The organism is Streptomyces viridiviolaceus (genome assembly GCF_014650995.1).
GTDB classification, from domain to species: Bacteria; Actinomycetota; Actinomycetes; order Streptomycetales; family Streptomycetaceae; genus Streptomyces; species Streptomyces viridiviolaceus.
This window is the reverse complement of sequence record NZ_BMWA01000004.1, coordinates 247085-271867: the sequence shown is the minus strand read 5'-3', so window position 1 is coordinate 271867 and position 24783 is coordinate 247085. Positions and strand designations below refer to the sequence as shown.

At 71.9% G+C, this 24783-nt stretch carries 23 protein-coding genes and 1 pseudogene; 15 read left to right on the top strand and 9 right to left on the bottom strand.

All coding sequences use genetic code 11. The features are described 5' to 3' along the window. Positions 1-42 precede the first annotated feature (42 nt). Positions 43-681, top strand: coding sequence for an ATP-binding protein (locus IE260_RS07195; RefSeq protein WP_189869627.1), 639 nt, complete (start codon positions 43-45; stop codon positions 679-681). 23 nt (positions 682-704) lie between these two features. Here IE260_RS07195 and IE260_RS41520 read toward each other — a convergent pair. Further along, positions 705-926 (bottom strand): annotated as a pseudogene (locus tag IE260_RS41520) (phosphotransferase); the annotation flags it as partial. Positions 927-1035: 109 nt separating this feature from the next. Between IE260_RS41520 and IE260_RS07190 the strand changes: the two are divergent. After that, positions 1036-1998, top strand: a complete 963-nt coding sequence (locus tag IE260_RS07190; protein WP_189869626.1) for a DUF5926 family protein — start codon at positions 1036-1038, stop codon at positions 1996-1998. 253 nt (positions 1999-2251) lie between these two features. Here the strand turns inward: IE260_RS07190 and IE260_RS07185 are convergent, their stop codons facing one another. Together IE260_RS07185 and IE260_RS07180 are read right to left on the bottom strand one after the other, a co-directional pair. Beyond that, positions 2252-2932, bottom strand: coding sequence for a hypothetical protein (locus tag IE260_RS07185; RefSeq protein ID WP_229880480.1), 681 nt, complete (start codon positions 2930-2932; stop codon positions 2252-2254). Positions 2933-2988: 56 nt separating this feature from the next. Beyond that, a complete protein-coding gene (locus IE260_RS07180) occupies positions 2989-3654 on the bottom strand; it encodes a bifunctional DNA primase/polymerase (protein ID WP_189869625.1) in 666 nt (221 codons plus the stop codon). 620 nt (positions 3655-4274) lie between these two features. Between IE260_RS07180 and IE260_RS07175 the strand changes: the two genes are divergently transcribed. Beyond that, positions 4275-5672, top strand: coding sequence for a PP2C family protein-serine/threonine phosphatase (locus IE260_RS07175; RefSeq protein WP_229880479.1), 1398 nt, complete (start codon positions 4275-4277; stop codon positions 5670-5672). Between the two features lie 162 nt (positions 5673-5834). Next, positions 5835-7295 (top strand): aminopeptidase P family protein, encoded by a 1461-nt coding sequence (locus IE260_RS07170; RefSeq protein ID WP_189869623.1) that lies wholly within the window; start codon positions 5835-5837, stop codon positions 7293-7295. Positions 7296-7370: 75 nt separating this feature from the next. Here IE260_RS07170 and IE260_RS07165 read toward each other — a convergent pair whose 3' ends face one another. Continuing rightward, the gene (locus IE260_RS07165; protein WP_189869622.1) at positions 7371-7835 is read right to left on the bottom strand and encodes an ATP-binding protein; all 465 of its coding nucleotides are present in this window, start codon (positions 7833-7835) and stop codon (positions 7371-7373) included. Positions 7836-8056: 221 nt separating this feature from the next. On the opposite strand from IE260_RS07165, the gene IE260_RS07160 reads away from it, so the two are divergent. From IE260_RS07160 to IE260_RS07120, 9 genes are all read left to right on the top strand, one after another. After that, positions 8057-8908 (top strand): hypothetical protein, encoded by an 852-nt coding sequence (locus IE260_RS07160; protein ID WP_189869621.1) that lies wholly within the window; start codon positions 8057-8059, stop codon positions 8906-8908. Between the two features lie 128 nt (positions 8909-9036). Beyond that, on the top strand, positions 9037-9783 hold the full coding sequence (locus tag IE260_RS07155) for a YcnI family copper-binding membrane protein (RefSeq protein WP_189869620.1): 747 nt from the start codon (positions 9037-9039) through the stop codon (positions 9781-9783). A gap of 101 nt (positions 9784-9884) precedes the next feature. Next, the gene (locus IE260_RS07150; protein WP_189869619.1) at positions 9885-10541 is read left to right on the top strand and encodes an SCO family protein; all 657 of its coding nucleotides are present in this window, start codon (positions 9885-9887) and stop codon (positions 10539-10541) included. Continuing rightward, entirely contained in the window at positions 10538-11005 is a 468-nt protein-coding gene (locus IE260_RS07145) for a copper chaperone PCu(A)C (RefSeq protein WP_189869618.1), read from the top strand. Before IE260_RS07150 ends, IE260_RS07145 begins: the two co-directional genes overlap by 4 nt. A 14-nt stretch (positions 11006-11019) precedes the next feature. Then, the gene (locus tag IE260_RS07140) at positions 11020-12909 is read left to right on the top strand and encodes a copper resistance CopC/CopD family protein (protein ID WP_189869617.1); all 1890 of its coding nucleotides are present in this window, start codon (positions 11020-11022) and stop codon (positions 12907-12909) included. A gap of 8 nt (positions 12910-12917) precedes the next feature. Continuing rightward, on the top strand, positions 12918-14216 hold the full coding sequence (efeB, locus tag IE260_RS07135) for an iron uptake transporter deferrochelatase/peroxidase subunit (RefSeq protein ID WP_189869616.1): 1299 nt from the start codon (positions 12918-12920) through the stop codon (positions 14214-14216). Between the two features lie 81 nt (positions 14217-14297). Beyond that, on the top strand, positions 14298-15230 hold the full coding sequence (pheA, locus tag IE260_RS07130) for a prephenate dehydratase (RefSeq protein WP_189869615.1): 933 nt from the start codon (positions 14298-14300) through the stop codon (positions 15228-15230). A 548-nt stretch (positions 15231-15778) separates the two neighbouring features. Next, on the top strand, positions 15779-17056 hold the full coding sequence (gene serS / locus IE260_RS07125; protein ID WP_189869614.1) for a serine--tRNA ligase: 1278 nt from the start codon (positions 15779-15781) through the stop codon (positions 17054-17056). After that, positions 17053-17880 (top strand): HAD family hydrolase, encoded by an 828-nt coding sequence (locus IE260_RS07120; protein ID WP_189869613.1) that lies wholly within the window; start codon positions 17053-17055, stop codon positions 17878-17880. The genes serS and IE260_RS07120 overlap by 4 nt, the downstream gene beginning before the upstream one ends. A gap of 170 nt (positions 17881-18050) precedes the next feature. Here IE260_RS07120 and IE260_RS07115 read toward each other — a convergent pair whose 3' ends face one another. From IE260_RS07115 to IE260_RS07095, 5 genes are all read right to left on the bottom strand, one after another. Next, positions 18051-18293: an SGM_3592 family protein gene (locus IE260_RS07115; protein ID WP_189869612.1), complete on the bottom strand. Its 243-nt coding sequence runs from the start codon at positions 18291-18293 to the stop codon at positions 18051-18053. Between the two features lie 82 nt (positions 18294-18375). After that, on the bottom strand, positions 18376-19095 hold the full coding sequence (locus IE260_RS07110; RefSeq protein WP_189869611.1) for an ABC transporter permease subunit: 720 nt from the start codon (positions 19093-19095) through the stop codon (positions 18376-18378). 11 nt (positions 19096-19106) lie between these two features. Continuing rightward, positions 19107-20018 (bottom strand): ABC transporter ATP-binding protein, encoded by a 912-nt coding sequence (locus tag IE260_RS07105; RefSeq protein WP_189869610.1) that lies wholly within the window; start codon positions 20016-20018, stop codon positions 19107-19109. Next, positions 20015-20923, bottom strand: a complete 909-nt coding sequence (locus tag IE260_RS07100) for an ABC transporter permease (protein ID WP_189869609.1) — start codon at positions 20921-20923, stop codon at positions 20015-20017. The genes IE260_RS07105 and IE260_RS07100 overlap by 4 nt, the downstream gene beginning before the upstream one ends. Further along, positions 20913-21887, bottom strand: a complete 975-nt coding sequence (locus IE260_RS07095) for an ABC transporter ATP-binding protein (RefSeq protein WP_189869608.1) — start codon at positions 21885-21887, stop codon at positions 20913-20915. Before IE260_RS07095 ends, IE260_RS07100 begins: the two co-directional genes overlap by 11 nt. Before the next feature lie 246 nt (positions 21888-22133). On the opposite strand from IE260_RS07095, the gene IE260_RS07090 reads away from it, so the two are divergent. After that, positions 22134-22976, top strand: coding sequence for a M24 family metallopeptidase (locus tag IE260_RS07090; protein WP_189869607.1), 843 nt, complete (start codon positions 22134-22136; stop codon positions 22974-22976). Continuing rightward, positions 22973-24730 carry an SDR family oxidoreductase gene (locus tag IE260_RS07085; RefSeq protein WP_189869606.1) on the top strand — a complete coding sequence of 586 codons (1758 nt, stop codon included), beginning with the start codon at positions 22973-22975 and terminating at the stop codon, positions 24728-24730. Before IE260_RS07090 ends, IE260_RS07085 begins: the two co-directional genes overlap by 4 nt. The last annotated feature ends 53 nt before the right edge of the window (positions 24731-24783 follow it).

Below are 24783 nucleotides of genomic sequence, written 5' to 3'. Positions count from 1 at the left end.
GGGAGTGCTCCGGCGCGTTCGGTCCGTGTTCGACCGTGTCGAATGCGTCACCGTACGGGGACCGGCCGGTTTCCGGCTCAGGCCGATGGGGCATCCACACCGTGGCGTGGGGCGAAGGAGGTCTCGGGGGTGGCGTTGGTGGTGGCACAGGAGGTGCCCACGTCGTCGAGCATGGCCGTACCCCATGGCCCTGCGGGCGTGGGGAAAGCACGACACCGCATGCGTGATCAGTTGCGCAAGGGCGGCGTAGCGGAATCGGTCATCGACGACGCCGTACTGATCCTTTCCGAACTCTTGAGCAACGCGTGCAAACACGGCCGGCCACTGGGCGACGCCCTGGCCGGGGACGGCGACGTCCGCGCCGCGTGGCAGGTGGACTCGGGCGGCCGGCTCGTCGTCGAGGTCACGGACGGCGGCGGCCCGACCCGCCCGGCCCCCGCGACCCCTTCGGTGACCGCGCACGGCGGCCGGGGGCTGAACATCATCACCGCGCTGGCCGAAGACTGGGGCGTACGGGACGACGCACGCGGTGAGGTCACGGTGTGGGTCGTCGTCCACGACGACGTGCACGACCCGGACGCCGGGCACCGCCGCGACGACTTCGCCACGCGGGTCGCGGCACCGCCGGTGTCCGAGATTCCCGGTCTCGACTTCGCCGACGCCTTCGACGACCTGGGCTGACCCGGCGCCCGCACCACGGCAACCAGGCTCCCGGAGTCGATCGCCGAGGACAGCCGGCCGCCGTCGGCCCGCAGATCGCCCGGCATGAGATCGGCGTCCAGCCACACCGGCGGCCCGTCCCGGTCCGGAGCCCGCAGCGCGTACTCCCACGCCGCGACGGCGGCATCGCAGTCGACCCCCTCCTGCGGGATGCCGCGCAGTTCCTCGATCGCCGCCCGCGTCGACGCGTCGAGCGAGGCCGGCGGGGACACGGACGCCACGGGCCGCCCGTTGTCCACAGGATCCCGTCGGCCAGGGTGTGAACGGCTAGGCTCGCGCCCGTACGAGAAGAGCCGTAACCGGGAGACACCCACGATGGCCAAGAAGCGACCCCAGACGAAGGCCAAGCGCCCTCAGCTCGACGGAGAGATCCCGGTTGTCGGCGCCCGCGAGCCCTGCCCCTGCGGCAGCGGCCGCCGCTACAAGGCCTGCCACGGCCGGGCCGCCGCCCAGGCCGCGACCGAGCTGGTGCAGCGCCCGTTCGAGGGGCTGCCCGGCGAGTGCGACTGGGTCGCGCTGCGCGAGCTCGTGCCGGCGGCCACAGTCGAGCTGACCCTGAAGGACGGCCTCCCCGAGGGCGTCCCGTCGGTCACTCTGGCCACGGTGCTGCCGATGGCCTGGCCGGCCCTGCGCCGCGACGACGGCTCGGTGCTCCTCGGCCTGCAGAACGACACCGCGTCGGGCGACATCAGCCGCGACCTCGCCGACACCCTGCAGCGGGCCCTGACCGCCGCGCCGGGCACGCCGGTGCAGGGCCGCCGGGCGCCGGCCGACGGCCCGCGACTGCAGGATCTGCTGGCGCCCGAGGGGGCGTTCGTGCCGGAGGTGCACGCGGGCTTCGAGTTCTGGGTCCCGGACCCGGAGAACGCCACGCCGGAGGTGGCCGCCTCCCTGGAGCGGGCCAACGCCGCGGCGATCCCGACCGTCCGGCTGCAGGGCCTGGACGCCGCCTACTGGTGCGAGACGCCGGAGAAGAACCACCTGCGCTGGGTCATGCCCCACGAGGAGGAGCGGCTTCTGGACGCTCTCGCCCGGCTGCACGCGGCGGGCCGGTCGAACCTCGGCGAGGGCACCCGTCTCGTCGGCTCCTTCCGCGCTCACGGCCTCACCGTCCCCGTCTGGGACCTGCCGAGCGGGGTCACCGCGCAGGACGTGGAGAAGCCGGCCGCCGAGTTCGCCGAGCGCCTCGCCGAGGCCCTGGCCTCGGACGCGCCGCTCACGGGCGAGGAGCGCCGGGCCCGCGGCGGACTGACCAACCGGCAGGTCACGCTCAGCTGAGGCACGGCCCGTGGCACCGGTCCGGCTGACCGACCGATCAGCCGGGCCACCGGGCGACGAACAGTGACTCCCGTCACAGCAGATCGCAACTCCCGGCGGAAACAAGCAAGTCGGTGACCGGAAACAAGGAGATCGAATTTGCTAACCGGCGATCTCTTGTTACCGTTCGAGTAGCCCGGTTGCTGGTGCATCCCCCGTCGCCAGCAACCGGGTCTTTCCATGCCCCCGGCCGCTCACGGAACGCAGCCGCCCGTCAACTGTCCGCTTCCGCAGGCAAGTTGCTCCCGGCCCGCAACAGCAGCGGCCCGTACCCGGCCCGGCTCGCGAACTCCGCCACCGCGTCGTACGCCGCCGGCTCGCCCGTGGTGCGTTCCCGGGGTGTCTCGCAGGTCCCCGGCTCGTCCTCGGCGCCGACCGCACAGCGCATCCGCACGCTGCGGCCGTCGGGCGCCATGAGGCTCAGGACCGATTCCAGCGGTTCGCCGGTCGCGTTGCGGTAGTAGGTCCGCGCCCAGGTCCGAGCTGCCTGCGTCACGACACAGGTCTGCGCCTCGATGCCCCCGGGCGAGGTGAGTTCGGGACCGCAGCGCACGGCGGTGGCCGAACCGAGTCCCAGAGGCGAGCGGGCGGGCTCGGCGGGGAGCGGACCGCCCGCGATCCGGTCGGCGGGCTTGCCGTCGATCCGGCCCGGCACCGGGCCGCCCCCACCGTCGCCCGGCGCGCCGTCGGCACGCTCGTCACCCTGCGGCAGCAGGCGGACGGCCCGCAGGCCCTCGCCCTCCCCGCCGCCCGGGGGACCCGCCGATGCCACGGCGAACGGCAGCACGACCGCGCACACCACCACGCCCACGAGGGCGAACAGCCGGAACCTGTGGTGGTCCGGGCTGCCGCGGTGCGGCCCCGCGGCGCTGTGCTTCCGAGCATGAAGCGGCATGGACCGGACGATAACGAGCGCGGACGGGCGCCGACTTGCGTGCGCGCCCGACACCCCTACAACTCGGGCGCGCTCACACCCGTACGAGTGAGGGCGTCGACCACCGCGTCCACCACGGCCTCGACGTCGGGCACCCAGGGCGTGGCCGAGCCGGGCAGCGGCGCCCGTTCCCAGCGGACGGCACCCCGGCCGGTGCCGGACGGGGGCAGCGCGAGATAACCGCCCTCCCCGTGGAAGCGGAGGGAGCCGGGGACGAAGTCCTTGGCGTAGAGCAGTTCGCCCAGCTGTTCCATGGAGTACGGCTTCACCAGCAGCGACCAGCGGGTGGGCGCGGCGACGACGGGTCCGAGCCGCAGACCGGCCCGGTCCAGCGCGGCGAGGGCGCGGGCGGCCGGCAGGGCGGGCAGCGACACCGCGCACGGGGCCTTGCCCCCGGTGGCCAGGACGATCGGCGCCGTGGGCCGGTTGGCCCACCACCAGCGCACCATGCGGGCGTCGGTGGTGGCCGCGAGCAGGCCCGGGTCGAAGGGGTGGGCACCGGGCACCGTGCACTCGGGGTCGGGACATCCGCAGCGCGACCGCGCCTGCGGGTCGGCCGCCACGCCCGGGAGTACGGGCCACTGCCACTGCGTCGCGTAGGTCAGGGCCGCGCCGATCGGGTCAGGCCTCCCGTCGCCGCGCTGGGACAGGAGCCTGCGTCGCCTTCCGAGGATCTCGCGCATGAGCGCTCGTTCCTTTCCGTTGCACGCCTGGCAACACCGTGGTCACATCACACCATGTGTCGATCACTTCGCTGTGCGTAGCTGTTGGCGCATCACATCCCTGCCGAAGGCAAGGGCAACCCCTATGGGCCGAGCATTGACTGCGTCCGCGGCGGTCCCGTCCATACTGCGTCCATCAAGAGCATGGGCGTGGCGCGGGGGTGGCGAAGTCTGGCGTTTGCCGTCCCGCGGTATTTCTCTCCGCCTCCGCCACGGGAGGATGGGGCACGGTCGTCGGTGGATAGGACGCCCGGGTCCGTCACCAGGTTCCGGATGGCTCCCAACCACCCCTGGCCTTCACCGAGTACGTACCCATCACGACCGCTGTGACGCTCCGTGGAGCACCCCCAGAAGACCGCAACAAGACGTCCTCTGGGGCAGTTTCAAGCCAACTTCGCTATTCCGCAAGGGGTCGAGAAGGAGGTCACTTGGGCCTCATAGACACCAGGAATCCCGGCAGGACAATGCTGGACATCTCCTTACGAGTGCGTGTACATGTGGAGACACTGCTAGCGGCGCAGAATGACATGGGGGTTTGCGATGCTTTTGAGCAGTACGCACCGGTCGGAAGGCCGGACGCCATGAACGCCCCGCACCCTGCGAAAGTGGCCGGAATCGATTCAACGGTTCCGTCACCCGCACACACTGTCGCGTCCGCCGCTGCGGGTACCTCCCCGGTCGCGCCGCAAAACGCCCCGGGCGCCCTGCTCCAGGACCGGCTCGCCGGCTGGGTCTCGGACCTGACGACACTGCACGAGCTGACCGAGCGCCTCGCCCGCACCAGCTCCCTCGCCGAAGGACTCCAGGAACTCCTGCGCGCCGGGGCCGCCCTGGTGGGCGCCCGGCGCGGTCTCGTCGTACTGGAACCCACCGACGGCTTCGGCCCCGACACCACCGTCGGACTGGGGCTGGCCCGCGCCGACCTCGGCCACATCGAGACCGTGCCGCGCAGTTCGATGCCGTACGGGCGGCTCCTCGAGACCCCGCCCGGACGGTCCGGCGCCGAACACGGCATCGCCGAGCCCGACCTGTTCGCCGCGAAGGGCCTCGACCCCCGCCACCGCGAGGTCGCCGCCCGCCTCGGCTACGCCGCCAGCTACGCGCACCCCCTGTCCACCGAGGGCGCGGGCCGCCTCGGCGCCGCCGTGTGGCTCTACGACGAGCCCGCCGAGCCGGACGAACGCCGTCGGCACCTCGTCGGGCTGTACGCCCGGTTCGCGACCGAGCATCTGGCCCGGCTCCTGGAGGTCGAGCGCACGCGCGCGTGCATGGCGACGATGACCGAGGAGCTGCTGCCCTCACGGCTGCCGCGGATCCCCGGGGTCCAGCTCGCCGCCCGGCGCCGCGCCGGTCCGCGGGGCGGCGGCGACTGGTACGACGCGCTGGCGCTGCCGGACGCGGCCCTCGGCCTCGCCGTCGGGTCCGTGACCGGCTCCGGGCCCAGCGCGGTCGCCGCGACCGGACGGCTGCGCGCGTCCCTGAGGGCGTACGCCGTGATGGAGGGCGAGGACCCGGTCGCGGTCCTGTCCGACCTGGAGCTGCTGCTGCGGCTCACCGAGCCCGCCCGCTCGGCCACCGCCCTGTTCGGCTACTGCGAACCCGCGCTGCGCCGCATCACCCTGGCCGGCGCCGGGCACAGTCCGCCGCTGCTGATCGGCGAGCGGCGCACGGAGTTCGTGGAGACCTCCGTCTCCGCGCCGCTGGGCATGCTCTCCTGCTGGGAGGCGCCCAGCGTGGAGGTCCACGCCGTCCCCGGAGAGACGGTTCTGCTGTACACCGACGGGCTGCTGCACCGCACCGGCGACTCGGCCGACCGCGCCTTCGCCCGGCTGCACGCGGCGGCGGCCGGCCTGCCCCGGGCCGCGCGCCACGACCCGGACGCCGTCGCCGAGCACGTGCTGCGCACCATGCTGCCCGGCGGACTGGCCGAGGAGGACTCCGAGGAGGACGTCGTCCTGCTGGCGGTCCGGTTCGAATAGGTCCGGTTCGCGTGAGTCCGGTTCGCGTAAGTCCGGTACGGACACCGTCAGCTCCGCAGCGCGGAGAGTGACGCGCGGTGTAACAGGTCCTCCGGCCCCGGGCCCCCTTCCGCACGACCGTACGATGGGGGGTGGTCCAGTGCCGTATCAAGGAGGATGACCGTGGCGGAGGAGCTCACCCCGGAGACCCCGGAGACCGAGTCCGAAGAGCCGATCAAGCAGCGCAAGAACGGCCTGTACCCGGGCGTGTCCGACGAGCTGGCCGAGAACATGAAGTCCGGCTGGGCCGACACCGAGCTGCACGATCTGCAGCCGATCCCCCAGGCCGCCGAGACCGCCGCCCGCCGCGCCGCCCTCTCCGCCCGCTTCCCCGGCGAGCGCCTGGTGATCCCCGCGGGCAACCTGAAGACCCGGTCGAACGACACGGAGTACTCCTTCCGCGCCTCGGTCGAGTACGCCTACCTCACCGGCAACCAGACCGAGGACGGCGTCCTGGTGCTGGAGCCCGAGGGAGAGGGCCACACCGCGACGATCTACCTCCTGCCGCGCTCCAACCGCGAGAACGGCGAGTTCTGGCTGGACGGCCAGGGCGAGCTGTGGGTCGGCCGCCGCCACTCCCTCACCGAGGCGGAGAAGCTGTACGGCATCCCCGCCTCCGACGTGCGCGAGCTGGCCGACAGCCTGCGCGAGGCCACCGGCCCGGTGCGCGTCGTACGCGGCTACGACGCCGGCATCGAGGCGGCACTGACCGACAAGGTCACCGCCGAGCGCGACGAGGAACTGCGCGTCTTCCTCTCCGAAGCCCGCCTGGTCAAGGACGAGTTCGAGATCGGCGAGCTGCAGAAGGCCGTCGACTCCACCGTGCGCGGCTTCGAGGACGTCGTGAAGGTCCTCGACAAGGCCGAGGCGACGAGCGAGCGCTACATCGAGGGCACGTTCTTCCTCCGCGCGCGCGTGGAGGGCAACGACGTCGGCTACGGCTCCATCTGCGCCGCCGGCCCGCACGCCTGCACCCTGCACTGGGTGCGCAACGACGGCCCGGTCCGCTCCGGCGACCTGCTGCTGCTCGACGCGGGCGTGGAGACGCACACGTACTACACCGCGGACGTCACCCGCACGCTGCCCGTCAACGGCCGCTACAGCGAGCTGCAGAAGAAGATCTACGACGCCGTGTACGAGGCCCAGGAGGCCGGCATCGCGGCCGTGAAGCCCGGCGCCAAGTACCGCGACTTCCACGACGCCGCGCAGCGCGTGCTGGCCGAGAAGCTGGTCGAGTGGGGCCTCGTCGAGGGCCCGGTCGAGCGGGTGCTCGAGCTGGGCCTGCAGCGCCGCTGGACGCTGCACGGCACGGGTCACATGCTCGGCATGGACGTCCACGACTGCGCCGCCGCCCGGGTGGAGACGTACGTGGACGGCACGCTGGAGCCCGGCATGGTGCTCACCGTCGAGCCGGGCCTGTACTTCCAGGCCGACGACCTGACCGTGCCCGAGGAGTACCGGGGCATCGGCGTCCGCATCGAGGACGACATCCTCGTCACCGCGGACGGCAACCGGAACCTGTCCGCCGGGCTGCCGCGCCGGTCGGACGAGGTCGAGGAGTGGATGGCGGCCCTGAAGGGCTGACACCGCGCGCGATGGCCGGGCACCGTGCGGTGCCCGGCCATCGGTGTGTCAGAGGTGCCGTCCCACGGCGCACGCCTACACGGCCACGAGCGGAGCGTCCTTCCGCCACTTGAGGATCTTGTCGAAGCTCACGACGGCCCCGGCCCGGCCCGGCGCGCTGCCGATGTGGACGTGATCGGCGAGTTCCCGGATGAGACACAGGCCGCGGCCGTGCTCGGCGTCGGCCGGAGCGGAGCGGAACGGCCCGCCCGTGCGGCCGAAGGCGCCGGCGGGGAAGCCGGGGCCCTCGTCGGAGACCTCGATGCGGCACCGCTCGCCGTCGAGGTAGGCCGTGACGCGGTACGCCTGCGAGGTCGTGCCGGCCGCTTCCTCCCCGCCGTGCTCGACGGCGTTGGCACAGGCCTCGCTCAGGGCGACGGACAGGTCGTAGGAGATCTCGGGGTCGACGCCCGCGGTCTCCATCGTGCCGAGCAGCAGGCGCCGGGCCAGGGGCACGCTCGCAGCCTCGCGCCGCAGATGGAGTGACCACCAGATGCTCATGCTCCAGCCTCCCGGCCGCGGCTCGACATACCGTTACGTATTGCCCCCTGTGCGCGGGCGTAAGCACACAGTCGGCGTGAGACCGCCCATACGGCCGATGCGCCCTGCCGCCGATCGGTGTATGTGGGGCGGGACGTACCAGAGGGACACCTTCCGGTCGTACGGCATCTTGCGGACCTGCCGTACGGCGGTGGCGGTGCCAGTGCGATGATGAGCCCGCCATGAGTGCCCCCCACCAGCGCACGGCGCGCTCCGGAGCCGACCTCCGGATACTGCGGGCCGCGGTGTTCGCCGCGGTCTGCGTCGTGCTGGCCGCGGCCGGGCACAGCCTCGCCTCGTGCGCCGGCGTTCCCCTGTGGTCGCTGGGCGCCGGATTCCTCGGCGCGGTCCTGGTCGCCGTCCCGCTCGCCGGACGCGAACGCTCGCTGCCCGGCATCGCGGCACTGCTCATGGCCGGTCAGACCGCGCTGCACACGCTCTTCGGACTGGGCCAGCACGGCGCCACGGCGGCCGCGGCCTCCGGCACGACGACCCCGGGCGGCACCGGATCCCTGTCCGACGCCTCGCTGATCCAGCAGGCCGCGCGACTGGTGTGCGGGACCACCGCGGCGGCGATCAGCCCCGCCCAGGCCCAGCGGATCCTCACCGACGCCCGGGTCGTCCCCGACACCGCCGCCCACGCCGGCGCCACGCACCACCCGGCGGACGCCCTGTCCACCACGGCCGGCTCCTCGGCCTCCCTGCTGCCGTCGCTGCCGATGCTCCTCGGCCACGTCCTCGCGGCCCTGGCCGCCGGCTGGCTGCTGCGCCGCGGCGACCTGGCCCTGGCGCGGCTCGTCGAACTGTCGGCGCACTCGGCCCAGTCGGTGACCGAAGGGGCACTCGTACGCGCCCTGCGCGGGGCGCTCGCGCTGGTCCGCGCCCTGCGGGCGGGGCTGCCGGGGGCACCCGGGACGGGGCCGCGGCTGCCGTGCACCGCGTTCCTCGTGCCGCCGCGGCTGCGCACCACCGCACTCCAGCACACGGTGATCAGGCGCGGCCCGCCGAGCGCCGCGTTCGCCCTCGCCGCCTGACACGACGCGACCACCCCGTACTTCCGCCTCCGGCCGGAGTCCGCAGAGGGGCCGCCGTCGTGCGGCACGCGCGCGTGCGCGCATCCCTCTCATCACCGGAACTCACTCGAAGCGGAGTGCTCCTGCCCATGAAGGCTTCCCGAATCGCCGTCGTCGGCGCCCTCGCCGGCACCGCCGTCCTCGCCCTGTCCGCCCCCGCCCTCGCACACGTCACCGTGCAGCCGGAGGGCACGGCCGCCAAGGGCGGCTACGCGGTCGTCGGCTTCAAGGTCCCCAACGAACGCGACGACGCCTCCACCACCAAGCTGGAGGTCAACTTCCCCACCGACCACCCGCTCGCGTCCGTGATGCCGCAGCCGGTCCCCGGCTGGACCGCCAAGGTCACCAAGTCCAAGCTCGACAAGCCGCTCGAGATGCACGGTGAGCAGATCACCGAGGCCGTCACCAAGGTGACCTGGACCGCCGACGGCAAGGGCATCGAGCCCGGCTACTTCCAGAAGTTCCCGGTCTCCGTCGGGGCGCTCCCCGAGGACACCGACCAGCTGGTGTTCAAGGCGATCCAGACGTACTCCAACAAGGACGTCGTGCGCTGGATCGAGGTGCCGCAGGAGGGCCAGGAGGAGCCCGAGAGCCCGGCGCCCGTGCTCCAGCTGTCCGCCGCCGAGGGCGACGGACACGGCGCGTCGGACGCCAAGGCCGGTGACGACACCGAGGCGGCCGCCCAGAACACCGCGGCCGACTCCTCCGCCGACTCCTCCGACAGCACCGACACCACGGCCCGGGTCCTCGGCGTCGTCGGCATCGTCGTCGGCGCCGCGGGCGTCGCCTACGGCGTGCTCGCCGGCCGCCGGCGCGGCACCGGGGCCTCGGCGTAACGACGCCTGAGACACCCTCACGTCCGGTGCGCACCGGGGCCCCGCCCACTGCGGGGCACCCCGGTGCGCACCGGAGCACCTCACATCTGGGACATTTTTCTATGCGCAAGAAGACGTTCGCGGCGACGGCCGCCCTGCTCGCCGCCACCTCCCTCACCCTGACCGCCTGCGGCAGCGGTACCGACAGCGACAAGCCGCCCGCCACCGTGGTCTCCGAGGACACCTCCCAGCAGGCCGCCACCGTCCTCGACAAGCCGTTCGAGAAGCCGGACCTGGTCCTCACCGACACCCAGGGCAAGAAGTACGACCTCCGCGAGCAGACCGCGGGCAGCCCGACCCTGATCTACTTCGGCTACACCCACTGCCCCGACGTCTGCCCGCTGACGATGAACAACATCGCCGTGGCCAAGAAGCAGCTGCCCAAGGCCGAACAGGACAAGCTGCGCATCGTGTTCGTCACCACCGACCCGGAGCGGGACACCCCGGCCACGCTCGGCACGTGGCTCAAGGGCATCGACTCCCAGATCGTCGGGCTGACCGGCGACTTCGCCACCATCCAGGCCGGCGCCCGAACCCTCGGCATCTCCATCGACCCGCCGACCAAGGACAAGGACGGCAAGGTGGTCTCGACACACGGCACCCAGGTCGTCGCCTTCTCCCCGAAGACCGACGCGGGATACGTCCTCTACGGCGAGGACGCCACCGTCGACGACTACACCGAGGACCTGCCCAAGCTGGTCGAGGGAGAGAACCCGTGAGGGGGCCGGCGGTAGCCGCCGCGGCCCTGGCCGGCGCCCTGCTCCTGGCGGGCTGCGGCTCGGAGGACTCCGGCCCGGACGCCGGGGCCGACCTCTCCGTCGGCTCCGCCTACATGCCGCAGCCGGTCTCCGACTCGATGGCGGCCGGTTTCCTCACCGTCACCAACGACGGCGACGCCGAGGACGAGCTGACCTCCGTCACCAGCGACGCGGGACAGGTCAGCATGCACGAGACCGCGGACGGGACGATGAAGGAGACCGACTCGCTCCCGGTCCCCGCGCACGGTCGGCTCGTGCTCGAAAGCGGCGGCAACCACCTGATGTTCGAGAAGCTGAAGCACCGGCCGAAGCAGGGCGAGACGGTCTCCGTCGAGCTGCATTTCGCCCACTCCGACCCCGTCACCGTCGAGATACCGGTGAAGGCGGCCACCTACCGCCCGACCGCCGAACACTCCGGACACTGAGGGAGGACACCACGTTGACGCAGACCACCGCCCCGCGCGTCCGGACCCTGGTGCTGCTGCTCCTGGCCGCGGCCTGCGCCCTGCTCGCCGGCGCCGGCCCGGCCTCCGCACACGCCGCGCTGACCGGCAGCGACCCCCGGCAGGGGGCGGTGGTCGACAAGGCCCCGGCCCAGGTGTCGCTCACCTTCTCCGAATCGGTCTCCCTGGACGACGACTCCCTCCGCGTCCTCGACCCCAACGGCAAGCGCGTCGACAGCGGCAGCCCGAAGGGCACCGGCGGCACCACCTACTCCGTGAAACTCCACGCCGGCCTGCCCGACGGCACCTACACCGTGAGCTACCAGGTCGTGTCCGCCGACAGCCACCCCGTCTCCGGTGCCTACACCTTCTCCGTCGGCGCGCCCTCCGAGACCTCCGTCTCCGTCTCCGGCCAGGAGACCGGCGACGGAATCGTCGGCTGGCTCTACGGCCTCGGACGGTACGTGTCGTACGCCGGCTTCGTCGTACTGGCCGGCGGCGCGGCCTTCGTGCTCGCCTGCTGGCCGCGCGGCTCCGGCGTACGCGCGGTGCAGCGCCTCGTCGTCTCCGGCTGGCTCGCGCTCACCGCCGCCACCCTCCTGCTGCTCCTGCTGCGCGGCTCCTACACCGGCTCCAACAGGCTCGGCGACGTCTTCGACCTGAGCCTGCTCGGACAGGTGCTGCAGACGAAGTCGGGCGCGGCACTGGTCTCCCGGCTGCTGCTGCTCGCCGCGGCCGCGCTGTTCATCGCCGTGCTCTTCGGTGCGTACGACAAGCGGGAGAAGGAGGAGAAGCGGGACCTCACCTTCGGACTCGCCGTCGGCGGCACCGTCGTGGCGGCCGGACTCGCCGCCACCTGGGCGATGTCCGAACACGCCTCGGTCGGACTCCAGGCGGGCCTCGCCATGCCCGTCGACGTCCTGCACCTGCTGGCCGTCGCCGCCTGGCTCGGCGGACTCACCACCCTGCTCGTCAGCCTGTACCGGGCGCCCGCGGACACACCGGTCGAGGCCTCCGCCGTCCGCCGGTTCTCCCGCGTCGCCTTCGGCAGCGTCGTCGCCCTGGTGCTGACCGGCACCTACCAGTCCTGGCGCCAGCTCGGCTCCTGGACGGCCTTCACCGACACCCGCTACGGACAACTGCTGCTCGTCAAGATCGGGCTCGTGGCGGTCCTCGTCGGCATCGCCTACCTGTCCCGCCGGTGGACGGCCCAGCTGGCGCAGACGGCGCCCGCCGTACCCCGTCAACGGGAGAAGCAGCAGGTCGCCGCCTCCGCCGGAGGAGATGCCCAGGCGGCCGGCAACTCACAGCGAGCCGCCCAGCTCGCCCGGCAGCGGGCCGCGATGGACGCCGCCCGGCAGAAGCGGCTGCGGGACGCCGATCCCCAACGCTTCGGGCTGCGCCGCTCGGTGCTCGCCGAGGCGGGCGTCGCCGTCGTGCTGCTCGCCGTCACCACCGTCCTGACCCAGACCGAACCGGGGCGTACCGAGGAGGAGGCCAAGGCCGCCAACCCGTCCTCGGCCTCCTCGACCGCCGCGCAGTCCGGGACGCTCACCCTGGACATGCCGTTCGACACCGGCGGCCGGAACGGCAAGGGCGTCGTACGGATCGACCTCGACCCCGCCCGCGTCGGCGGCAACGACCTGCACGTCTACGTCGAGAACCGGGACGGCCGCCCCCTCGACATCCCCGAGGTGAAGGTCGCCCTCACCCTGGAATCCAAGGACATCGGGCCGCTCCCCGTCGTCCCCGACCACATCACCACCGGACACTGGTCCGCGAGCGGAGTGCAGATCCCGATGGCCGGCGACTGGGAGGTCGCCGTGACCGTACGGACCTCCGACATCGACCAGGTGACCGTCTCCAAGAACGCGCAGATCGGCTGAACCGCACCATGGCTGACCCGTCCATCCCGCAGGCCCGTACCCCCGAGGCGCCCCCTGGGCCACTCGACTCCGAGGGCGCCTCCGCGCGCGAGGGCATCTCACGGCGACGGCTGCTCGGCACCGCCGGTGCCACCGGGCTCGTGCTCGGCGCGGCGGGCGGCGCCGTGGGGTACGCCGCCGCACCCTCCGCGGCCACACCGCTCACCGCGCTCGGCGACGGGCAGGTGATGTTTCACGGGAAACATCAGCCCGGCATCACCACCCCGATGCAGGCCCGCGGCCACCTCGTCGCCTTCGACCTGGCGGCAGGAGCCGGCCGCAAGGAGGCCGCCGCACTGCTGCGCCGCTGGTCCGACACCGCTCGCCGGCTGATGGCGGGCGAGCCCACCGGGTCCGGTGACACGGACGTGGCCCGGGACGCCGGACCGTCCTCCCTGACCGTCACCTTCGGGTTCGGCCACAGCTTCTTCGTCCGGACCGGACTGGAGAAGCAGCGCCCGGTCGCCCTCGATCCCCTGCCCGACTTCTCCTCCGACCACCTCGACAAGGCCCGCAGCAACGGCGACCTGTGGGTCCAGATCGGCGCCGACGACGCCCTCGTGGCCTTCCACGCGCTGCGCGCGATTCAGAAGGACGCCGGGTCGGCCGCCCGCGTCCGCTGGCAGATGAACGGCTTCAACCGCTCGCCGGGGGCCACCGCCCACCCGATGACGGCCCGCAACCTGATGGGACAGGTCGACGGCACCCGCAATCCGAAGCCCGGCGACGCCGACTTCGACGAGCGGATCTTCGTGCCGTCCTCCGGCTCGAAGGACCCGGCGTGGATGGCGAACGGTTCCTACGTCGTCGTGCGCCGGATCCGCATGCTCCTCGACGACTGGGAGCAGCTGTCGGTCAAGGCCCAGGAGGCCGTCATCGGGCGCCGCAAGTCCGACGGGGCGCCGCTGTCCGGCGGCACCGAGACGACCGAGATGGACCTGGAGAAGACGGACGCGGCCGGGAACCTGGTCGTCCCGATCAATGCCCACGCCCGGATCACCCGCCCCGACCAGAACGGCGGAGCCGCCATGGTCCGCCGCCCCTTCTCGTACCACGACGGCTTCGACGCCGACGGTGTCCCCGACGCGGGGCTCCTCTTCATCTGCTGGCAGGCCGATCCACTGCGCGGCTTCGTGCCGGTGCAGCGCAAGCTGGACCGCGGGGACGCGCTGTCGCAGTTCATCCGGCACGAGGCCAGTGGCCTGTTCGCCGTGCCGGGCGGGGCGGCGGAGGGAGAGTACGTGGGGCAGCGGTTGCTGGAGGGCTAGAGCACCACCTCTGTTAACCCACGGGAGCGGCGGTGCGCAACGCGTGGGCCGGGTTCGTGCGAGGCCCATTAAGGTGAGGACATGCCCGCCAGTTACGCGTATCTCGGCCCCGAAGGCACCTTCACCGAAGTCGCCCTGCGCACGCTTCCGGAGACGGCGACCAGGGAGCTGGTCCCGTACGTGTCCGTCCAGTCCGCGCTCGACGCGGTGCGCGCCGGCGAGGCAGAGGCCGCCTTCGTGCCGATCGAGAACTCCGTCGAGGGCGGCATCACCACCACCCTCGACGAACTGGTCGCCGGCCAGCCGCTGATGATCTACCGCGAAGTGCTGCTGTCGATCACCTTCGCGCTGCTGGTCCGCCCCGGCACGAAACTGTCGGACATCAAGACGGTCACCGCCCACCCCGCCGCCCAGCCGCAGGTCCGCAACTGGATCAAGGCCCACCTCCCGGACGTCGCCTGGGAATCGGCCGCCTCCAACGCGGACGGCGCCCGGCTGGTGCAGGAAGGCCGGTACGACGCGGCCTTCGCCGGTGAGTTCGCCGCCGCCAGGTACGGCTTGGAGGCCCTGGAGACCGGGATCCACGACGCGGAGAACGCCCAGACGCGCTTCGTCCTGGTGGGCCGCCCCGCCCGTCCGGCGGCGCCGACCGGCGCGGACAAGACGTCCGTCGTGCTCTGGCAGCGCGACGACCACCCCGGCGGTCTGCGCGACCTGCTCGGCGAGTTCGCGACCCGGGGCATCAACCTGATGCTGCTCCAGTCCCGGCCCACGGGCGCCGGCATCGGCAACTACTGCTTCTGCATCGACGCCGAGGGACACATCTCGGACCGCCGGGTCGCCGAGGCCCTGATGGGGCTCAAGAGGATCTGCCTCCAGGTGCGGTACCTCGGCTCGTATCCCCGCGCGGAGGTCGGCCCGGCGGATGTGGGGACGCCGCGACCGGGGACCTCGGACGAGGAGTTCGTGGCGGCGGCGGACTGGGTGGCGCGCTGCCAGGACGGCCGGTTCTGACGGCTCGATCCGGTCGTACCTCCTGATTTTGGTTATCCACAGAAGTTATCCACAGGTCTGCTTCTCGACCTGGGGACAAGTCGACAACCAAGCACCAATCGGTCGACAAATCCCCCTACAGACCCCTTCTTCGTGCACAGGGGTCCAGGTCACCCTTCGTCCACCTGTTTCTTGCCCTCCATCCTCCGGAGTGAACCGTTTCCACTCGAAAGTGGGCGTGCGCGGGGTTTGGATCAGGAATTCTTCGCCCCGCATGCACCCGCTTGCCCGATTAGGAATGATCACTTCCGGAGTCCACAGATCTTTCGCACAGCCTGTGGATAACTTTTCCGAGCTGTGGATTCCCGTGGACGGCCGTATCCCCAAGTCCCCTTCCACGCAAGGCAGTCCGGTCAACCGCCCTCCGGTCCCTGCCTCGTACAGGGAATGAGACGTCTTTTATTGACAGGCGGGAGCACATGGTGCAATTCCCGCATAACGGAACGTGAGGCGTGCGATCGGCAATAGTGAGTCGTGAGCCGTCACCGGGCACCGGTAGCCTTGACCGCGTGATTGACCTTCGCCTGCTCCGTGAGGACCCCGACCGTGTGCGCGCGTCGCAGCGCGCCCGTGGAGAGGACGTCGCGCTCGTCGACTCCCTCCTGTCCGCCGACGAACGGCGCAGGTCGTCCGGCGTCCGCTTCGACGAGCTGCGCGCCGAGCAGAAGAGCCTCGGCAAGCTCATCGGCAAGGCCACCGGGGACGAGAAGGCCGAGCTGCTGAAGCGGGCGAGCCAGCTCGCCGCCGACGTCAAGGCGGCCGACGCCGAGCGCGACGCGGCCGACGCCGAGACCCAGGAGCTGCTCCAGCGCCTCGGCAACCTCGTCCACCCCGACGTCCCCGTCGGCGGTGAGGAGGACTTCGTCACGCTGGAGACGCACGGCACGATCCGCGACTTCGGTGCCGAGGGCTTCGAGCCCAAGGACCACCTGGAGCTCGGCCAGATGCTCGGCGCCATCGACGTCGAGCGCGGCGCCAAGGTCTCCGGCTCGCGCTTCTACTTCCTCACGGGCGTCGGCGCGCTTCTGGAGCTCGCCCTGGTGAACGCCGCGCTCGCCCAGGCCACGGCGGCCGGCTTCACGGCCATGCTGACCCCGGCGCTGGTGCGCCCGCAGGCCATGGGCGGCACGGGCTTCCTCGGCCAGGCGTCCCAGGACGTCTACCACCTGGACAAGGACGACCTGTACCTGGTCGGCACCTCCGAGGTGGCGCTCGCCGGCTACCACATGGACGAGATCCTCGACGCCGAGCGCCTGCCGCTGCGCTACGCCGGCTTCTCGCCCTGCTTCCGCCGCGAGGCCGGATCGCACGGCAAGGACACGCGGGGCATCTTCCGCGTGCACCAGTTCGACAAGGTCGAGATGTTCTCCTACGTCCTCCCCGAGGACTCGCAGGCCGAGCACCAGCGCCTGCTGGAGTGGGAGAAGCAGTGGCTGACGTCGCTGGAGCTGCCGTTCCGGGTCATCGACGTCGCCTCGGCGGACCTGGGCGCCTCGGCGTCCCGCAAGTTCGACTGCGAGGCGTGGATCCCGACCCAGGGCAAGTACCGCGAGCTGACCTCGACGTCGGACTGCACCGAGTTCCAGTCGCGGCGCCTGTCGATCCGTGTCCGCGAGGACAAGAAGGTGCGTCCGCTGGCCACGCTCAACGGCACGCTGTGCGCCGTGCCGCGCACGATCGTGGCGATCCTGGAGAACCACCAGCAGGCCGACGGTTCGGTGCGCGTGCCCGAGGTGCTTCGCCCGTACCTGGGCGGCCGGGAGGTCCTGGAGCCGGTGGCCAAGTGACCGACGCCGCCTCCGCTGCGGGATCCGCCCGGTTCCCGTACGGCCTGATCGCGACCGATCTCGACGGCACGCTGCTGCGCACTGACGACACGGTCTCGCAGCGCACCCGTGAGGCGCTCGCCGCGGCCACCGCGGCGGGCGCCGCCCACATCGTCGTCACCGGCCGCGCGGTCCCGTGGACCCGGCACGTCCTGGACGACCTGGGCTACGAGGGGCTGGCCGTGTGCGGCCAGGGCGCGCAGGTGTACCACGCCGGGGAACACCGCCTGCTGACCTCGGTCACCCTGGACCGCCAGCTGGCCGGGGTGGCGCTGGCCAAGATCGAGGCGGAGACCGGCCCGCTGTACCTGGCGGCCAGCCGCGACGGCCTGGACGGCGACGTCCTGGTGGGACCCGGTTACGAGGTCGGGGGCGAGCTTCCGGCGGTGCCCTTCACCGACGCCTCGGACCTGTGGTCCGCGCCGCTGAACAAGATCTACATACAGCACCCGACCCTGTCGGACGACGAGCTGGCCGAGACGGCCCGGCAGACCGCGGGCGGCTTCGTCACGGTCACCATGGCCGGCGCAGGCGTCGTCGAGCTCCTTCCCCTCGGCCTGTCGAAGGCCACGGGTCTGTCGCTGGCGGCACGCCGCCTCGGTCTGAAGGCCGCGGAGACGATCGCCTTCGGGGACATGCCCAACGACGTCCCGATGTTCGGCTGGGCCGCCCGGGGCGTGGCGATGGCCAACGCCCACGCGGAGCTGAAGGCGGTGGCCGACGAGGTGACGTCCTCGAACGACGAGGACGGTATCGCGCTGGTGCTGGAGCGATTGCTCGGCTGACCAGCCGGTCCGGCGCCGACGATCCCCGTCGGGCGGCCCACGCGAGGGCCCCGGGCTTCTCGCGTGCTCGAAGCGGCCGCCCGTGACGCCGGCGCCGTCCGGCCTTGTGCGTCCTCCACAGTGCCGTTGCAGGGCGCCGGGCGCCACTGATTATGGGCGGCCGGGCTCCGTCACCGCCCGCGCCACCTGCGGCGACGTATCTTGCTGAAGAACCAGCCGGCGGGCGGCTCGTCGGCGCGCCACGGCTGGGGTTCGGGCGCCTCGCGGCGCCAGCGGGCGGCGAGCATCCGGGCGCGGGCGGAGGGCTCGGAGGTCTGCGCGCCGCGGACGAAGTCCTCGTCCAGGACCAGGTCGCCCCAGGAGTCGTCCTCGGGCCGTCCGGGTCCGTCCTGCTGAGGCGCATCCCCTGCCATGGCGGTCCTCCCAGCCGTGTGTGCGTCCGTCCGGTCAGTGTGCCGGTCTCGGGGTGAAGCCCCGGTCAAGGACCGGGACCCGTCACTCCTCCCCGGCGAGCGTCAGCGTGCGCAGCTTCTGTCCGGCGTACCAGGTCGCCAGCACGGTGACCGCGACCAGCAGCACCGTGGCCGTCGGCAGACCGACGTCGGAGGTCACCAGGTTCCCGTCGGCGACCTTCTGGGCCACGGCGAGCGACCACTGCTGGACGCTCAGGGTGCGGGCGCCGGGCACGAGGGAGCCGAACAGGGCCTCCCAGACGAGCGCGTAGACCAGTCCGAACACCACCGCGTGCCGGGACACCGTGCCCAGCAGCAGGAACAGCGCGGCGTAGGCGATGGAGGCGACCAGCGCGGCGATCGTGTAGGCGACGGCGATCTGCTGGCCGTTGCCGTTGAGGATCAGGCCGGCGATCAGCGTGGGCACGGCGGAGAAGACCATCGTCACGGCGATGGCCACGATCAGCTTGGTGAAGATGATCGTCGGGCGCTTGATGGGCTTGGACAGCAGGTACACCACCGAGCCGTCGTCGATTTCGGGGCCGATGGCTCCGGTTCCGGCGATGACGCCGATGATCGGCACCATGGTGGCGAGCGCGAACCCGCCCAGTACGTCGGCCGTCGTCTGGTCGTCGGCTCCGGCGAGGGCGCGCACCGCCACGGTGATGACGAGCAGCAGCAGGGGCAGCGCGCCCAGGATGAGGGCCCGGCGGCGGCCGAGCAGGGCCCGGTAGGTGAGCCGGGCGACTGTGGGGTCGTACATTCTTCGGCCTCCTACGCCGCGACGAGGTACGAGAAGACGGACTCGAGGGACTCGTCGGACGGCGAGACCGTGAGCAGCCGGATGCCGTGGTCGCGGGCGACCTTGGGCAGCAGGGCCGTGAACCGGCCGAAGTCGACGGCCTGGATGCGCAGGGCGCCCTCCGTCACGTCGACCTCGATGCCGGAGGTCGACGGGTCGGCGATCAGCGCCGCCGCCAGCGTCCGGTCGTCGCTGGAGCGGACCAGGTAGCGGTGCGGTCGGTCGGTCATCAGGCGGCGGATCCTGCGGAAGTCTCCGCTGGCCGCGTGCCGTCCGGCGACGACGACCTCGATGTGCCAGGCGAGCTGCTCCACCTCTTCGAGGATGTGCGAGGAGAACAGCACCGTGCGGCCTTCGTCGCCCATGCGTCGCAGCAGGTCCATGAGCTGCATGCGCTGGCGCGGGTCCATGCCGTTGAACGGCTCGTCGAGCAGGAGGAGGGAGGGGTCGTGGACGAGGGCGCTCGCCATCTTCACGCGCTGCCGCATGCCCTTGGAGTACGTGGCGATCTTGCGGTCCTGCGCGTACTCCATCTCGACGGTGGCGAGCGCCCGCTGGGCCGCCTTGGCGCCGAGGCCGTGCAGTTCGGCGTTGGCGAGGACGAACTCGCGGCCGGTGAGGAAGTCGTACATCGCCTCCCGCTCGGGGACGATGCCGATGTGCCGGTAGATGGCCTCGTTGCGCCAGACCGGCTGTCCGTCGAGGGTGACGGCGCCGGTGGAGGGGGCGAGGAAGCCGCCCATCATGTTGATGAGGGTGGACTTCCCGGCGCCGTTGGGGCCGAGCAGGCCGGTGACGCCGGGGCCGATGGTCATGGTGATGTCGTTGACGGCGACCACGTTGCCGAACCAGCGGGAGACGTGGTCGATGTTCAGCGTGGTCACAGTCCCACCTTCTTGTAGCGGCGCATCAGCAGGCCGTAGGTGCCGGCGATCAGGCCCAGGGTGACGAGGACGTAGACCACGCCCTCCGCGTTGCTCGGGCCGGCCCCGCCGGGGAAGGCCGAGGTGGCGCCGAGGAAGGCGGACTGCACGCCGTCGATGAGGGTGATCGGCGAGAAGAGGCCGATCCAGGCGACGGCTCCGGAGCTGTCCTGGACGTCCGCGATGGCCTGGAGGGTGGAGACCGCGCCGTAGGTGATGGTCAGGACCGCGATGACGGCCGCGATGCCGAAGCCGCGGCGCGGGGTGACCGAGGCGACGACCAGGCCGAGGCCGGCGAAGAGCAGCGAGAGCAGTGCCACGGAGACGAGTCCCTGTGCGAATCCTTCTGTCTGGTCCGCGAAGTCGAGTTCGGCGAGCAGCGCGCCCACGTAGAGCACCAGCAGCGGTGCGGCGGTGAGGATGAACAGCGCCGAGGCCAGTGCCGCGTACTTGGCGCGGACGTAGTCGGCGGTCTCGATGGGCCGCGAGAAGTACAGCGGCACCGTCTTGAAACGCAGGTCGCGCGAGACGGACTGGGGTGCCTGGGAGGCGACGTAGAGGCTGATGACGGCCTGCAGGACGATGGCGTAGCGCGTGTAGTCCAGGGGCAGTTCGTTCGCCTTGGTGGCGACGGCGACGGCGACCATGATGCCGGCGGGCAGGCACATCACCACGAACAGCAGCATCGGCAGCACCTTGGACTTGGCCGAGCGGCCGAGGCCGTAGGCGCCGCGCAGGGACTGCGAGTACAGCGAGCGGCGGGCGTAGGCGCGGCCGAGGCGGGGGCCGTCGTAGCTGCGGTAGCCGATGTTGTGGATGCGGGTCTGGTCACCGGGCACCGTGGCCGTGGGGTGTTCAGTTGCCATGGCCGACCGCCTCCTTCCGTGCTGCGTCGTTGTCCTTGAAGACCTCCGAGATGTGGTGCCTGCGCTGTTCCATGCGCACCAGGCCGAGGCCGAGGTCCGCGATGACGTCCCGGACCAGGTCGTACGTCTCGTCGCCCGCCGCGGTGAGCAGCAGGATGTGTCCGGCACCGGGCAGGCCGCTGCCGTCCTCGACGGTCACCCCGCGCGCGTGGAGCGCGTCGCGCACCGCGCGGGTGCCGTCGGGGTGCTCGTCGGTGTCGGTGACCTCGATCGCGAGGGTCGTCGTGGTCTGGGTGAAGTCGGTGGTGGAGCTGGAGCGCAGCAGCTTGCCGCCGTCGACCACGACGACGTGGTCGCAGGTGCGCTCCAGTTCTCCCAGCAGGTGTGAGGTGACCAGGACCGAGATGCCGAAGTCGGTGTGGATGCGCCGGATGAGGCCGAGCATCTCGTCTCGGCCGACCGGGTCGAGGCCGTTGGTCGGCTCGTCCAGGAAGACCAGCTGCGGGTCGTGGACGAGGGCCTGCGCGAGCTTCACGCGCTGCTTCATGCCGGTCGAGTAGCCGCCGATGGGGCGGTAGCGCTCCTCGTACAGGCCCACGTGGCGCAGTGTGTCCGCGGTGCGCTCGCGGGCGGCCGTCGGCGGCAGCCCGGACATGCGCGCCATGTGGACGACGAACTCGGTGGCCGAGACGTCGGGCGGCAGGCAGTCGTGCTCCGGCATGTAGCCGACCCGTTCGCGGATGTCGGCGCCCTTGGTTGCGACGTCGAGTCCGAGCACTTCGGCGCGGCCCTCGGTGGCGGGGGACAGACCCAGCAGGATCTTGATCAGGGTGGATTTGCCGGCGCCGTTGGCCCCGACGAGTCCGGTCACACCGGGTCCGATGTCCACGGAGAGCCGGTCGAGCGCGGTCACCCGGGGGAACCGCTTGCTCAGGCTTTCGGTCACGATCACAGTCACACCCATGACGGTAGTGACGCCCGCCACTCCGGTCGTCAGACCGGAGAGCCGTCTTGGGGTCAGTCTCGAGTATTACGGGCCCGTAGGGGATGCCCTGCCTGAGAGCTACGGCGGGCCGGCGGGATGCCGTGCGGGCCGGCCTATTGACGCCGGGTCTAACAACTGGGAGATTCGGCGGCGTCACGTTACGAGCGAGTAGCGCGATCGGTGCGGTCGGAGCGGACCGTAACGAATCGGGTGGAACGGGGTGGCATGACGACGGCAGTGGCAGGGGAACTCCGCGCCGGACTGCGTGGATTCCGAGAGGTGCAGCGCCTCGCCTACGAGTGCGCCGAGGCCGTCGCGGCCCGGCTGGAGCCGGGGGTGACCGAGCGCGAGGCGGCCCGGATGCAGCGCGAGTGGCTGTGCGAGAGAGGCGTACGGGACTGGTTCCACCTGCCCTTCGCCTGGTTCGGCGACCGCACCGCCTTCACGGACTTCCGCATCCCGCTGCAGTTCTTCCCCACCGGGCGCCGGCTGGAGCCCGGCATGCCGTTCATCCTGGACATGGCCCCGGTGTACGGCGGTTTCACCGCCGACATCGGCTTCTCGGGCTCCCTCGGATCGAACCCGGTCCAGGCCCGGCTGATGGCCGATCTTCAGGCGCACCGCGAGCTCATCCTGCGCGGGGTGCGCGAGCGCCGGCCGCTGCGGGAGATCTACGAGGACGTGGACCGCCTCATGGTCCGCCAGGGCTACGCCAACCGGCATCGCGCCTACCCCTTCGGGGTGATCGCGCACAAGGTCGACCGGGTACGGGAACGACGCTTCTCCCCACGCCTGTTCGGCTTCGGCACCCAGTCCCTCAAGGGCCTGGCGAGCGACGCGCTGCACGGCCACCGCGAGGGCTGGTCCCCGCTGTGGTCGCCGTACCGCTTCTCCGACCACCCGCCGCAGCCGGGGCTGTGGGCGGTCGAACCCCACCTCGGCTTCCGGGGTACGGGCGCGAAGTTCGAGGAGATCCTCGTCGTCACCGATTCCCGGGACCCCGAGGAGAGCGCCTTCTGGCTGGACGACGATCTGCCGCACGTGCGGCGCTGGGCGGAGGAGGAATGACGGTGCTCGATGGTGCGCGCGAACGCCGGGTCCGGACGGGCGAGGTGGAGCTGTGCGTGGCCGAGCTGGGCGACCCGAAGCAGCCGACGGTCGTCCTCGTGCACGGATATCCGGACACCAAGGAGGTCTGGTCAGAGGTGGCCGTCCGCCTCGCCGACCGCTTCCACGTGGTCCTCTACGACGTCCGGGGCCACGGCCGGTCCACGGCTCCGCGACCGCTGCGCGGCGGATTCACGCTGGAGAAGCTGACCGACGACTTCCTGGCCGTGGCGGACGCGGTCAGCCCGGACCGTCCCGTGCACCTGGTGGGCCACGACTGGGGTTCGGTGCAGTCCTGGGAGTTCGTCACGGTGGGGCGCACCGAGGGCCGGATCGCCTCCTTCACCTCGATGTCCGGACCGTCCCTCGACCACTTCGGGCACTGGATCGGCCGGCGCCTGAAGCGCCCCACCCCGCGCCGGGTCGGCCAGCTCCTCGGCCAGGGCGCCAAGTCCTGGTACGTCTACCTGCTGCACACGCCCGTGCTGCCCGAACTGGCCTGGCGCGGTCCGCTGGGCAAGCGCTGGCCGGGGATTCTCCGGCGCGTCGAGAAGGTGCCCGGCGGCGACTACCCGACGCCCTCGCTGCCCACCGACGCGGCGCACGGGGCCTGGCTGTACCGGGACAACGTACGGCCACGCCTGCGCCACCCGCGCAACGACGCGTACGCCCACGCCCCTGTGCAGCTCATCACGCCCCTCGGGGACTCGTTCCTGTCCGAGCGGCTCTACGACGAACTGGAACTGTGGGCGCCGCGGCTGACCCGCCGCACCCTGCCGGCGGGGCACTGGGTGCCGCGCACCCGGCCCGACCGGCTGGCCGGCTGGATCACGGAGTTCGTCACCACCGTCGAGGGCGGACGGACCGAGGTGGCGGCGAGCGGGAAGCACGCGGACCGGTTCGGCGGACAGCTCGTGCTGGTCACGGGGGCGGGCAGCGGTATCGGGCGGGCGACGGCCTTCGCGTTCGCCGAGGCCGGCGCGCGCGTGGTGGCCGTCGACCGGGACGCCGAGTCGGCGGCCCGCACCGCTGAGCTGGCCCGCCTGGTCGGGGCGCCCGACGCCTGGGCCGAGGCCGTCGACGTGTCCGACGGACAGGCCATGGAGAAGCTCGCCGAGAAGGTCGCCACCGAGTACGGCGTGGTCGACGTCCTGGTCAACAACGCCGGGATCGGGCTGTCGGGCTCCTTCCTCGACACCACGCCGGAGGACTGGAAGAAGGTCCTCGACGTCAACCTGTGGGGTGTGATCCACGGCTGCCGCCTCTTCGGCAGGCAGATGGCCGAGCGCGGGCAGGGCGGCCACATCGTCAACACCGCGTCAGCGGCGGCCTTCCAGCCCTCCAAGGTGCTGCCCGCCTACAGCACCTCCAAGGCGGCCGTGCTGATGCTGAGCGAGTGCCTGCGCGCCGAGCTGGCCGGACAGGGGATCGGCGTGACGGCGATCTGCCCCGGCCTGGTCAACACCAACATCACCTCGACCGCGCGCTTCACCGGCGTCGACGCCGAGGAGGAGAAGCGGCTCCGGCAGCGTTCCGCCCGGCTGTACGGGCTGCGCAACTACCCGCCGGAGAAGGTCGCCGACGCGATTATCGACGCGGTCGTGCAGGACCGGGCCGTCGTCCCGGTGACACCGGAGGCGCGTGGCGTCCACCTGATGTCCCGGTTCCTTCCGGGAGCGTTGCGGGCGATCGCGCGGGTGGAGCCGCCGCTGTAGTTTCCACAGGCAACCCCCCATCGCCTGTGGACAACCCTCTTTGCCTGTGGATC